Origin of the sequence: Pseudomonas sp. p21, assembly GCF_001642705.1 — a bacterium.
GTDB lineage: Bacteria > Pseudomonadota > Gammaproteobacteria > Pseudomonadales > Pseudomonadaceae > Aquipseudomonas.
This window is the reverse complement of record NZ_LWBV01000008.1, coordinates 307,331-318,790: the sequence shown is the minus strand read 5'-3', so window position 1 is coordinate 318,790 and position 11,460 is coordinate 307,331. Positions and strand designations below refer to the sequence as shown.

The following is an 11,460-nucleotide window of genomic DNA, read 5'->3' as shown; positions in this document are numbered from 1 at the left end:
AGCGGCTTTAGCCGCGAAGAGGCCAGCACAGGCAACATACCTTCAACCAGGCTGCTGGGTTCTCAACTTCTCGCTACGCCCGCGCAACCACTCCAGGGTCAGCAGCAACACCACCGAGAAGGCAATCAGCAAGGTCGCCGCCGCGGCAATGGTCGGGCTCAGGTTTTCGCGAATACCACTGAACATCTGCCGCGGCAGGGTCGCCTGCTCCGGCCCGGCCAGGAACAGGGTCACCACTACTTCGTCAAACGACGTGGCAAAGGCGAACAACGCCCCCGAAATCACCCCGGGCGCGATCAACGGCAGGGTCACCCGGCGGAACGTCAGCAGTGGCGAGGCGCCCAGGCTGGCCGCAGCGCGCACCAGATTATAGTTGAAGCCCTGCAAGGTCGCCGACACGGTAATGATGACGAACGGCACGCCCAGTACAGCATGCACCAGGATCAGCGAGGTGAAGCTGTTGCCCATGCCCAGCGGGGCGAAGAACAGGTAGCTGGCCACACCGATGATCACCACCGGCACCACCATCGGCGAAATCACCAGCGCCATCACCAGCGACTTGCCCGGGAAGTCGCCACGGGTCAGGCCGATGGCTGCCAGGGTACCGAACACCATGGCCAGCACCGTGGCCGCCGGGGCGACGATGATGCTGTTCTTCAAGGCCCGCATCCACTCGGCCGAGCCGAAGAAGTCCTGGTACCACTGCAGCGAGAAGCCCTGCAGCGGGTACACCAGGAAACTGCCACTGTTGAACGACAGCGGCACGATTACCAGAACCGGCAGAATGAGGAACAGCAGGATCAGGCCGCAAAGAATGCGCAGGCTGTAGAACCACACCCGCTCCACGGGCGACATGTAAGGGCTCAGCATGACAAGGCTCCTCAGCTCAGGCGCAGGCGGCTGGCGCCGACCAGCCAGCTATAGATCAGGTACAACAGCACGGTCGCCAGCAGCAACAGCCCGCCCAGCGCGGTGGCCATGCCCCAGTTGATGCTGGTGTTGGTATAGAAGGCCACGAAGTAGCTGACCATCTGGTCGTTCGGGCTGCCCAGCAGTGCCGGGGTGATGTAGTAGCCGATGGCCAGGATGAACACCAGCAGGCAACCGGCGCCAACACCGGCGTAGGTCTGCGGGAAGTACACCCGCCAGAAGCTGGCGAACGGGTGGCAGCCCAGCGAGATCGCCGCACGCATGTAGCTGGGTGAAATGCCCTTCATCACGCTGTACAGCGGCAGGATCATGAACGGCAGCAGGATATGCACCATCGAGATGTACACGCCGGTACGGTTGAACACCAGTTCCAGCGGCTGGTCGATGATGCCCATGGCCATCAGCGCGCTGTTGATCAGGCCACCCGACTGCAGCAGCACGATCCACGCCGCCACCCGCACCAGGATCGAGGTCCAGAATGGCAGCAGCACCAGAATCATCAGCAGGTTGCTCTGCCGGGTCGGCAGGTTGGCCAGCAGGTAGGCCAGCGGGTAGGCCAGCACCAGGCAGATGGCGGTAATCACCACACCCATCCACAGGGTGCGGGCGAAGATGTCCAGGTAGATGGCCTGGTCCGGGGTGGCCTTGGCCAGTTCGCCAAGGTCATCGATACGGTGGTCCAGCGAAGCCAGCAGGTAGAACGAGGTGACCGTGCTGGTGTTGCGGCGGATCGCCTGCCAGTAGGCAGGGTCGCCCCAACGCTCGTCGAGGGCCTGCAAGGCATCTTTATAGGAAGCGGGTTCGCTCTTGAACGGCAGCGCCCGCGCGGTCTTGGCCAGCAGGCTGCGGTAGCCGGCCAGCTCCATGTTCAGGCGCTTGGACAGGTCGCCCAGGGTCTGGTTCTTGCGCGATTCGGCCAGGTCCTGGCTCAACGCTTTGTACACGTCCTCGCCCGGCAGGCTCTTGCCATCCCACTGGGTGATGACACCCACGGTGCGTGGCAGGCCGCCAACCACTTCCGGGTTGCCGACGCTCTTGTACAGCAGCGCTGCGATCGGCACCAGGAACACCAGCAGGAGAAACAGCGCCAGCGGCGCGATCAACGCCTGCGCCTTCCAGCGGTTGACCCGCTCGGCGTGCTTGAGGCGCTGCTTGAGACTTGGACCTGCGCCTTCTTTGAGGGGCACTGCAATGGCCATGGCGAACTCCGCGATACAGGCTGAAATGGGGGCTGCAATGCAGCCCCACACACTGGTCGTTTACTTCTTCGCCGCCCAGGCGTTGAAGCGTTGCTCCAGCTGCTCGCTGTTGTCAGCCCAGAAGGCCACGTCGATCTGCACCTGGTTGGCAATGTTTTCAGGCGTGGTCGGCATGTCCTTCTTCACCGCATCCGACAGCAGGCTCACGGCCTTGGAGTTGGCCGGGCCGTAGGCGATGTTTTCGGAGTAGGTCTTCTGCTGCTCGGGCTGCACGCTGAAAGCGATGAATTTCTTCGCTTCCTCGACATCCTTGGCACCTTTCGGGATGGCCCAGGCGTCGAAGTCGTAGATGCCGCCGTTCCACACCACCTTGAGGTTGCTCTCTTTCTGCACGGCAGCGATGCGGCCGTTGTAGGCCGAGCTCATGACCACGTCACCCGAGGCCAGGTACTGCGGCGGCTGGGCGCCGGCCTCCCACCACTGGATGCTTGGCTTGAGTTCGTCGAGCTTCTTGAAGGCGCGGTCCACGCCCTCTTTGGTGCCCAGCACCTGGTACACGTCCTTCGGCGCCACGCCGTCGGCCATCAGGGCGAATTCCAGGGTGTACTTGGCGCCCTTGCGCAGGCCGCGCTTGCCCGGGAATTTCTTGGTATCCCAGAAATCGGCCCAGCTGGTCGGTGCGGTCTTCAGCTTGTCGGCGTTGTAGGCCAGTACCGTGGACCATACGAAGAAGCCCACGCCGCAGGGCTGGATAGCGCCCGGCACGTAGTCACCCTCGTTGCCGAACAGAGCCGGGTCGAGCTCTTCGAACATGCCCTCGTCACAACCGCGGGCCAGCTCCGGCGACTCTACTTCCACCAGGTTCCACGACACGCTCTTGGTGTCGACCATGGCTTTGACCTTGGCCATTTCGCCGTTGTACTCGCCAGCGACGATCTTGCCCTTGCCGGCCTTCTCCCACGGCTCGTAGAACGCCTTGACCTGGGCCGCCTTGTTGGCACCGCCGAACGAGACCACAGTGAGGTCTGCGGCCATGGCCTGGCCAGCGACGAACAGCCCCAGGGCCAGGGCGGTCAGTTTCAACTGCTTGCGCATTATTATTCTCTCCACAGTACAGGGTTGGTGAAGCAATCCATCAATGGGCTTCGGCAATCGGATCGAGCGCGCGGGCGTGCTCCACCTCCCAGCCCAGCGGTACCACATCGCCCACGGCCAGGGCCGGGTCGAGCTCGGCAATCGGCTGCTTCACGAAGAAGTCGCCCTTGCCGCAAACCTCCAGGCGCACCCGCACGTGGTCGCCCAGGTAAATGAATTCGGCCACCCGGCCCGAGAAGCGGTTCACGCAGCTTTCGCTGTGGCCGTTCAGGCGCACGCGCTCCGGACGAATCGACAGGGTCACCGGCTCGCCGGCCTGGCCGACATTCACCGCCAGCGCCTCGACCCGCTCGCCACGCGGCAACTGCACCTGGCAGCGCTTGCCATCGCTGCCCAGCAGGGTGCCGTTGATGCGGTTGTTCTCGCCGATGAAGTTGGCGACGAAGGTGTTGCAGGGTTCTTCATACAGCGTGCGCGGGTCGGCGATCTGCTGGATCTCGCCCTGGTGGAACACCGCCACGCGGTCGGACATGGTCAGTGCCTCGCCCTGGTCGTGGGTCACGTACACCACGGTCACGCCCAGGCGCTGGTGGATGTGCTTGATCTCCATCTGCATGTGTTCACGCAGCTGCTTGTCGAGGGCGCCCAGCGGTTCGTCCATCAGCACCAGTTGCGGCTCGAACACCAGTGCCCGGGCCAGGGCCACACGCTGCTGCTGGCCGCCGGACAACTGGCCGGGGTAGCGCTTGGCGAAGGCGTCGAGCTGGACCATGTTCAGCACCCGTTTGACCCGCTCGCTGATGTCGGTCTTGCTCAGGTTGCGCACGGTCAGCGGGAAGGCCAGGTTCTCGGCCACGGTCATGTGCGGGAACAGCGCGTAGTTCTGGAACACCATGCCGATGTCGCGCTTGTGCGGCGGCACGTTGTTGATCGAGCGCCCGGCCAGTTGGATCTCACCGGCGGTGGGGGTTTCGAAGCCGGCCAGCATCATCAGGCTGGTGGTTTTGCCCGACCCGGACGGGCCAAGCAGGGTGAGGAACTCGCCCTTGCGAATATCCAGGTTGAGGTCTTTGACGATCAGCGACTCGCCGTCGTAGCTCTTCTGCACACCACGGAAGCTGACCAGCGTTTCGCTGGTTGCAGCGTTCGACTTCGCCTCGCTCATGCCTGCACCTTCTTGTTGGATGACTGCGTAGGCAAAGACTAGACAAGCGGCAAGCGCCGGAAAATCGGGGGTGCTGAGAGAATGCCATCATCCGGATGGAAGATTTTTTGTAGGGATTCCCCTACAAAGATGGCGGTTTTGGAATGCTCCCCTCAGCCCTCCGGCGCCCGCTGTGGGAGCGGGTTCACCCGCGAAGAGGCCGGCCCAGGCACCGCAGATGGCAGGTCAGGCCCTTTCGCGGGTAAACCCGCTCCCACAAGGACTCGCTACAGACTGCAGGAAGTGCATGTCGCAATCAGACCAGCTTGTGCTCCATGGCGTACTTCACCAGCTCCGCCAGCGAGTTCACTTTCAGCTTCTGCATCAGGCGCGCCTTGTGGGTACTGATGGTTTTGCTCGACAGTGCCAGCTGCTGGGCGATGTCGTTGACGTTGGCGCCCTGGGCCAGGCGCTCGAACACCGAAAACTCCCGCTCCGACAGCAGCGTGTGCAACGGCCGCGACTCGGTCAGGCCCACTTCGAAGACCATGCGGTCGGCCAACGCCGGGTCGATATAGCGCCCGCCAGCGGCAACCCGGCGAATCGCGGTCAGCAACAGCGCCGGGTCGCTGTCCTTGGTGGCATAGCCCGCCGCCCCGGCCTTCAGCGCCCGCGCCGCCATCTGCGCTTCATCGTGCATCGACAGCATCAGGATCGCCGGGGCGTCGTGCAACGCGCGGATACGCGGGATTGCCTCCAGGCCATTCACGCCCGGCATCGAGATATCCAGCAACACCACTTCGCACGGTGTGTGGCGCAGGGTTTCCAGCAACTGCTCGCCATTACCGGCCTCCCCCGCCACCTGCATGTCCTTGGCCAGGCCAATCAACTGCTTGATGCCCTCACGGACAATGGTGTGGTCTTCGGCCACCAGCACTCGAATCACGATCGCTCTCCTACTCCAAGGGTATGGCCACGCTCAGGCTGGTGCCTTCGCCCGGTTCACTGTCCAGCACCATGCTGCCGCCCAGCATCAGCACCCGCTCACGCACCCCCACCAGGCCAAACGAGGTGGGCCGGGGCTGGTCGCGGCAAAAGCCCTGGCCGTCATCGCTGACGGTCATGCGCAATTGCCCGTGCTCACGCACCAGTTCGATCTCCACGCTGTGCGCCTGGGCGTGGCGCATCACGTTGGTCAGCGCCTCCTGGAGGATACGGAACAGCCCGATGGCCTTGGCATCGCTCAATGCTGGCAGATTATCCGGTACTTGTACCAGGCAGGGGATTTGCGTGCGTGCTTCAAAGCGCCGCGCCTGCCATTCGATGGCCGAGGCGATGCCGGCATCGAGAATCGGCGGGCGCAAGGCGGTGGCCACATCGCGCACCAGCTGGAACAGTTGGGCGATCAGGCGCTTCATGCTGGCCAGGCGCTCGTTCAGGCCCGGGTCCAGTTCGGCAAAGGCCAGCTCGCACATCGACACCTCCAGCTTGAGCACAGTCAGCATCTGCCCCAGTTCATCGTGCACTTCCCGGGCGATGCGGGCTTTTTCTTCCTCGCGCACGCTTTCCAGGTGGGCCGACAGTTCGCGCAGCTGCTCCTGGGACCTGGCCAGCGCCAGCTCGGCCCGCTTGCCTTGGGTGATGTCCCACACCACGCCGTCCCACACCACCTGGCCGTTGCCCAGGCGCCGGGTACTGGCCTTGATGTCGGCCCAGCGCTGTTCACCCTGGCGGGTGAGGATACGCCCCTGCCAGGACCAGTCCTGGTCGCTGGCCAGGGCCAGGTCCTGCACCCGGTGGTAATCGGCGCGGTCCTCGGGATGCACCAGGTTGCGCAGGCCCATCTGCGGGTGCTGGATCTCGCTGGGCGCATAACCCACCAGGGCCTCGCTGCCCTCGCTGATGTAGGGGAACTCCAGGTCGCCCTCGGCCGGGTCGCGCTCCAGGCGAAACACCAGCCCCGGCACGTTGCCGGCAATGCCCTTGAGCCGCGCCTCGCTTTCGCGCAGGGCCGCCAGGGCGCGGTGGCGCTCGGTGACATCGGCGAGGTAGACCACCAGGTACTCGGAATCACGAAAGCGCAGAAAACTCAGCGACAGCTCGACCGGCAGCAGGCTCTGATCAGCCCGACGGCACTGCGTCTCGAACTGGCCGACACCGCCCGACCCGGTGCGCGCGCCCTTCCACAGCTCCAGCCAGCGGTCCATGCTCAAGCTGGGTTCAAAGTCGCTCAGCGGCCGCTCCAGCAGCGCGCCTTCACCGTAGCCCAGCATGCGCTCGGCGGCATGGTTGGCGTACCGTACGTGGCTGTCCCAGTTGACCCAGAGGATGCCCACCGTGCTCTGGTCGATGGCGAACTGGCTCAGACGCAACGCTTCTTCACGCACTTGCCGCTCCACCAGGCTTTCTCGCGTGGCCAGCAGGCTGCGCTCCAGTTGGCGCTGCTGCCGACGCTGCCACACCAGGGTGGCCAGCGCGCACAACAGCAGCAGGCCGGACAGCAAGGCCAGGTTCTGCCAGAAACCAGTCGACTCACTCAGACGTGGGTACTTTGGCTGCAACCAACGCTGGTGCAGTTGTTCCAGTTCCTTGGCCGGCAGCGCCTGCAGCCCACGCTCGAGCACATCGGCCAGTAGCGGCCAGTCGCGCCGCGAACCGATGCGCAACAGTTGCGGCAGGCCGATATCGCCGACCACCGCCAGCTCGCCGAACTCGCTTTCGCGCGACAGGCGGCTGAGCTGGGCTTCATCCAGCACGGCGAAACTGGCCTGGCCGCCCACCACCAGTTGCAGGGCCTCGCGCTCGCTGGGCACCCCTTGCAGGTTGAGGTTGCTGTAGTTGCCGCGCAGGTAGTCCGCCAGTTGGCTGGGCATGCGCACAGCCACCCGCTGCTCGGCCCCGAGCGTTTCCAGTTCCACGGCCATGGTCCCGGTGCGCGGCCCCACCACCAGTTGCGGCACGCGCATGTAAGGGTCGCTGAACAACCACAGGCGCAGGCTGGCGGGGGTCTGGGTAAGGCCTGGGGCAAAGTCGATTTCGCCGGCCTGCAGGGCATGCTCAAGGCTGGCCTGGTCGGTGAAATTGCGCCAGGTCAGGTCCAGGCGCAGCACCTGCGCCAGGCTGCTCACCAATTCCACGTTGGCCCCGTACAGTTGCTGCAGGCGCCGGTCGAACTGAGCGTAGGGCGCCTGCAACACCAGGCCGACGCGCAGGCTGCGGTGCGTATCCAGCCATTGCTGCTGGGCCGCTTCCAGGGTAACCGTGGGCACCGTCTCGGGCCTGGCCAATGCAATCAAGGGCAGCCACAAGCAGCCGATAACCAACAGGCGACGCACTCGCTTCATCTATACGCTCGTCTTGGCAAAGGCGGCCATGCAGCATGGCCGTCACGGGCAAATACTATTAGGCTGCCGGTATCATTCTGGCCCCGGGTTGACTCATGTCCACACTTTATCGCACGACGCTGGCAATGTGCTGCCTGGCCTCGATCCTTCCTCTCGGCGCTCTTGCCGCCGATGCCGAAAAACCATCCACCACCACCGAGGCCCCCGCGGCACAAGCCCCGCGCCCACCGCTACTGGAACGCAGCCAGGAGGATGCCCAGGCGCTCGAACGGCTGCTGCCCAAGGCCGAGCAGCAGACCCTGCAGGCCGGTGCCGACAGCTTCCTGGCCCTGTGGAAACCGGCCAACGACAGCGACCCGCAAGGGGCAGTCATCATCGTCCCCGGTGCCGGCGAAACGGTCGACTGGCCAAATGCAGTCGGCCCATTGCGGCAGAAATTCCCCGATATCGGCTGGCACAGCCTGAGCATCAGCCTGCCCGACCTGCTCGCCGACAGCCCGCAGGCGCGGGTCGAAGCCAAGCCGGCTGCCGAGCCGGAGCAAGACAAGGGCGAAAGCGCGCCGGCCAAGGACGTGCCGGCCGATGCCAATGCCAACGTTGCCCAGGCCACGGCGGCCGATGCCGACACCGCAGAAAGCACTGACGCCAAACAGGCCAGCGAGCAAACCGACCCGGCCGATGCCGAGCGCGTTTTCGCCCGCCTGGATGCCGCGGTGGCCTTTGCCCAGCAACACAATGCCCGCAGCATCGTGCTGATCGGCCATGGCAGCGGCGCGTACTGGGCGGCCCGTTACCTGAGCGAGAAACAGCCGCCGCAGGTGCAGAAACTGGTAATGGTCGCCGCGCAGACACCGGCGCGGGTGGAGCATGACCTGACAAGCCTGGCCCCGACCTTGAGAGTGCCGACTGCCGACATCTACTACGCCACCCGCAGCGGTGACCGCAATGCGGCCGCGCAGCGCCTGCAGGCCAGCAAGCGGCAGAAGGACAGCCAGTACCGGCAGTTGTCGCTGATTGGCATGCCGGGGAACAAGGCGGCCGAGCAGGAACAACTGTTCCGCCGGGTGCGGGGGTGGATGAGCCTGTAGGGTTGATCCAGGAATGCAGGGGCCGCTTTGCGGCCCTTTCGCGACACAAGGCCGCTCCCACAGGTGCCCCGCAAATCCTGGGGGCTGCGCTGTAGTTGTGGGAGCGGCCTTGTGTCGCGAAAGGGGTGCGAAGCGCCCCCGCTTTTACAGGCCCCGCCGCTTGCGGATCATGGCATAGGCCTGATGCAACTCCCGGGTCCGCTCGGTCGCTTCCCGCACCTGTGCCTCACTGGCGCCAGTGCCCGCCAGCTTGTCCGGGTGGTGCCGGCTGACCAGCCGGCGATACGCCTGCTTGACCTTGTCGCCATCAGTGTCTGCCTCGACCGCCAGCAAGCGCAACGCCGCCGCATAGGTCATGGCCCCCCCTTCTGGCCCCGCCTTGCGCGGCTCGTACTCGAGCGACATGGCCTGCACCTGCCGCCGGCTCAGGCCCAGCTTCTGCCCCCAGTCCAGCAACAGTTCACGCTCCTTGTTGCCCATCTTGCCGTCGGCCCAGACCATGCGCCAGCAGGCACGCAGGGTGCCCTCGGCCGCATGTGGCTGCTGGCGAATGCGCCGCAGGTGCCCGCCCAGCCGATCCTTGCCCGCCTTGCCACGGTTGAACGCGGCAATCGCGCGCAGCCGGGCCGCTTCGGCCAGGTCCAGGCGCACCATTTCCTGACGCGCCTGCTGGATATGCTGCTCACCCACCCGGCCATCGCACTTGGCCAGGCGCCCGAGCATCACGAACAGCAACTCGTCGTCCTGCAAGGCCGGCCGCCCGCCCAGGCGTTCGCGCATGTCCTCCCAGCCTTGCAAACGCAGGCGGCGGTCAATGGCCTGCCCGAGCAAAGCGCCGAGCAGGGCGCCGGGAATGCTGGCAACGGCAAAGCCGGCACCGGCAGCAATCACCGTGCTTGGCCACCACATTTCAGGCGCGCTCGCCGATCAGGCGCTCGGCCTCGGCCAGGCGTTCTAGCGTACCGACATCCACCCAGTGCCCGCGGTAGTGCTCACCACTGACCTGGCCCGCCGCCATGGCCTGGCGCAGCAACGGCGCCAGCTTGAAGGCACCGGGCTGGCAGCCTTCGAACAGTGCCGGGTGCAGTACCGAAAGGCCGCTGAAAGTCAGCGTGCCGGGCGCATCGTCACCATCGACCACCCGCTCGCCCACCAGGCGGAAGTCGCCGCGCCCGTGATGGCCAGGGTTATCGACCAGCACCAGGTGAGCCAGGCCTTGCAGGGGGGCCTGCAGGCGCGCGAAGTCGTAGTCGGTCCAGACATCGCCGTTCACCAGCAGGAACGGCGCATCCCCTAGCAATGGCAGGGCCTTGAAGATGCCGCCGCCGGTTTCCAGCGGCTCGCCTTCGGGCGAATAGCGAATGCTCAGGCCGAAACGGCTGCCGTCGCCCAGGTGGTCCTCGATCTGCTGGCCGAGCCAGGCATGGTTGATCACCACCTCGGTGACGCCCGCCGCAGCCAGGGCCCGCAGGTGGTACTCGATCAGTGGCTGGCCGGCGACCGGGACCAGCGGTTTGGGGGTATGCAGGGTCAGCGGGCGCATGCGCTCGCCTTTACCCGCTGCCAGGATCATTGCCTTCATGCACGCGCTCCGGCCTGCAACTCGGCAATCAGCTCACCCAGCTCCGCCAATTCGGGCCGGCGGCTGATCACTTCTTCTATATAGGCGAAGAAGCGCGGCACGTCGCCCAGGTAACGGGGTTTGCCGTCACGGTGGCAAATACGGGCGAAGATGCCGATCACCTTCAGGTGGCGCTGCACCCCCATCAGGTCGCTGGCACGCTGGAACGCTTCGAAGTCAGCCTGCACCGGGATGCCAGCAGCCTGCGCCTTCTGCCAGTAGTCGCGCAGCCAGCCTTCGACCCGCGCCTGCGGCCAGCTGAGGAAGGCGTCCTTGAACAGGCAGGTGATGTCGTAGGTGACCGGGCCGTACACGGCATCCTGGAAGTCCAGCACGCCGGGGTTGGGCGTGCTCTGCATCAGGTTGCGCGGCATGTAGTCGCGGTGCACCAGCACCTTGGGCTGGGCCAGGGCGCTGTCGATCAGCATCTGGCTGATACGCTGCCAGGTGGCTTTCTGGGCTTCGCTGAAGGTAACGCCAAGTTCACGCCCCACGTACCACTCGGGGAACAGTTCGACTTCACGGCGCAGCAGCGCATCGTCGTAGCTGGGCAGCGGCGCGTCCATCGGCAGGCGCTGGAACGCCAGCAGCGCGTCGATGGCATCGGCGAACAGGCCGTCGGCGTTGTCGGCATCAATGATGTCGAGGTATGTCTGGTGGCCCAGGTCACCCAGCAGCAGGAAGCCACGTTCCAGGTCCTGGGCGTGGATTTGCGGCACATGCACGTCGGCGCTGGCCAGCAGGTGGTCGATGGCGACGAACGGTCGGCAGTTTTCCTGCGGCGGAGGCGCATCCATGATCACGAAGCTGTGGCCGGCGCCCTGCCAGCGGAAATAACGGCGGAAGCTGGCATCGCTGCTGGCCGCGGTCAGGCTGCCTGCGGGCACATCGCCCCAGGCGTTTTTCCGGAAAAGATCATTGAGCTGCTCATCGAGCCAGACCGTCAGTTGTTGCAGGCGTACATCGTGTTCAGGCATTACAAGGGTCTCCGACGGCCCTAGCCGTCAAGCGGGTCATGCTTTATTATCCAGCATCTTTT

The 11,460-nt window shown here is 65.1% G+C and carries 10 protein-coding genes; 1 reads left to right on the top strand and 9 read right to left on the bottom strand.

Annotated features, from left to right (window positions below):
- Nucleotides 1-42: 42 nt before the first annotated feature.
- The 6 genes from A4C63_RS22165 to A4C63_RS22140 all read right to left on the bottom strand — a co-directional run bounded on the left by A4C63_RS22165 (nt 43) and on the right by A4C63_RS22140 (nt 7,712).
- Entirely contained in the window at nt 43-870 is an 828-nt protein-coding gene (locus A4C63_RS22165; RefSeq protein ID WP_013970603.1) for an ABC transporter permease, read from the bottom strand.
- Nucleotides 871-881: 11 nt separating this feature from the next.
- On the bottom strand, nt 882-2,129 hold the full coding sequence (locus A4C63_RS22160) for an ABC transporter permease (protein WP_013970602.1): 1,248 nt from the start codon (nt 2,127-2,129) through the stop codon (nt 882-884).
- Nucleotides 2,130-2,189: 60 nt separating this feature from the next.
- Nucleotides 2,190-3,224: an ABC transporter substrate-binding protein gene (locus A4C63_RS22155; RefSeq protein WP_063914590.1), complete on the bottom strand. Its 1,035-nt coding sequence runs from the start codon at nt 3,222-3,224 to the stop codon at nt 2,190-2,192.
- Nucleotides 3,225-3,264: 40 nt separating this feature from the next.
- A complete protein-coding gene (locus A4C63_RS22150) occupies nt 3,265-4,389 on the bottom strand; it encodes an ABC transporter ATP-binding protein (RefSeq protein ID WP_063914589.1) in 1,125 nt (374 codons plus the stop codon).
- Nucleotides 4,390-4,684: 295 nt separating this feature from the next.
- A complete protein-coding gene (locus A4C63_RS22145; protein WP_170929296.1) occupies nt 4,685-5,317 on the bottom strand; it encodes a response regulator transcription factor in 633 nt (210 codons plus the stop codon).
- Between the two features lie 7 nt (nt 5,318-5,324).
- The gene (locus A4C63_RS22140; protein WP_063914588.1) at nt 5,325-7,712 is read right to left on the bottom strand and encodes a PAS domain S-box protein; all 2,388 of its coding nucleotides are present in this window, start codon (nt 7,710-7,712) and stop codon (nt 5,325-5,327) included.
- Nucleotides 7,713-7,807: 95 nt separating this feature from the next.
- On the opposite strand from A4C63_RS22140, the gene A4C63_RS22135 reads away from it, so the two are divergent.
- Nucleotides 7,808-8,800 carry an alpha/beta hydrolase family protein gene (locus A4C63_RS22135; protein WP_063914587.1) on the top strand — a complete coding sequence of 331 codons (993 nt, stop codon included), beginning with the start codon at nt 7,808-7,810 and terminating at the stop codon, nt 8,798-8,800.
- A 144-nt stretch (nt 8,801-8,944) separates the two neighbouring features.
- Here the strand turns inward: A4C63_RS22135 and A4C63_RS22130 are convergent, their stop codons facing one another.
- Genes A4C63_RS22130 through A4C63_RS22120 form a run of 3 tightly spaced genes read right to left on the bottom strand, consistent with a single transcriptional unit; the run spans nt 8,945 to nt 11,398 of the window.
- Nucleotides 8,945-9,709, bottom strand: coding sequence for a TerB family tellurite resistance protein (locus tag A4C63_RS22130; protein WP_063914586.1), 765 nt, complete (start codon nt 9,707-9,709; stop codon nt 8,945-8,947).
- 1 nt (nt 9,710) lies between these two features.
- Nucleotides 9,711-10,382, bottom strand: coding sequence for an N-acetylmuramate alpha-1-phosphate uridylyltransferase MurU (gene murU / locus A4C63_RS22125; protein WP_063914585.1), 672 nt, complete (start codon nt 10,380-10,382; stop codon nt 9,711-9,713).
- Entirely contained in the window at nt 10,379-11,398 is a 1,020-nt protein-coding gene (locus A4C63_RS22120; protein WP_063914584.1) for an aminoglycoside phosphotransferase family protein, read from the bottom strand. Before A4C63_RS22120 ends, murU begins: the two co-directional genes overlap by 4 nt.
- Nucleotides 11,399-11,460 lie beyond the last annotated feature (62 nt).

Coding starts and splice junctions, on each gene's coding strand:
- A4C63_RS22165 (WP_013970603.1), bottom strand. CDS start 870: ATGCTGAGCCCTTACATGTCGCCCGTGGAGCGGGTGTGGTTCTACAGC.
- A4C63_RS22160 (WP_013970602.1), bottom strand. CDS start 2,129: ATGGCCATTGCAGTGCCCCTCAAAGAAGGCGCAGGTCCAAGTCTCAAG.
- A4C63_RS22155 (WP_063914590.1), bottom strand. CDS start 3,224: ATGCGCAAGCAGTTGAAACTGACCGCCCTGGCCCTGGGGCTGTTCGTC.
- A4C63_RS22150 (WP_063914589.1), bottom strand. CDS start 4,389: ATGAGCGAGGCGAAGTCGAACGCTGCAACCAGCGAAACGCTGGTCAGC.
- A4C63_RS22140 (WP_063914588.1), bottom strand. CDS start 7,712: ATGAAGCGAGTGCGTCGCCTGTTGGTTATCGGCTGCTTGTGGCTGCCC.
- A4C63_RS22135 (WP_063914587.1), top strand. CDS start 7,808: ATGTCCACACTTTATCGCACGACGCTGGCAATGTGCTGCCTGGCCTCG.
- A4C63_RS22130 (WP_063914586.1), bottom strand. CDS start 9,709: ATGTGGTGGCCAAGCACGGTGATTGCTGCCGGTGCCGGCTTTGCCGTT.
- murU (WP_063914585.1), bottom strand. CDS start 10,382: ATGAAGGCAATGATCCTGGCAGCGGGTAAAGGCGAGCGCATGCGCCCG.
- A4C63_RS22120 (WP_063914584.1), bottom strand. CDS start 11,398: ATGCCTGAACACGATGTACGCCTGCAACAACTGACGGTCTGGCTCGAT.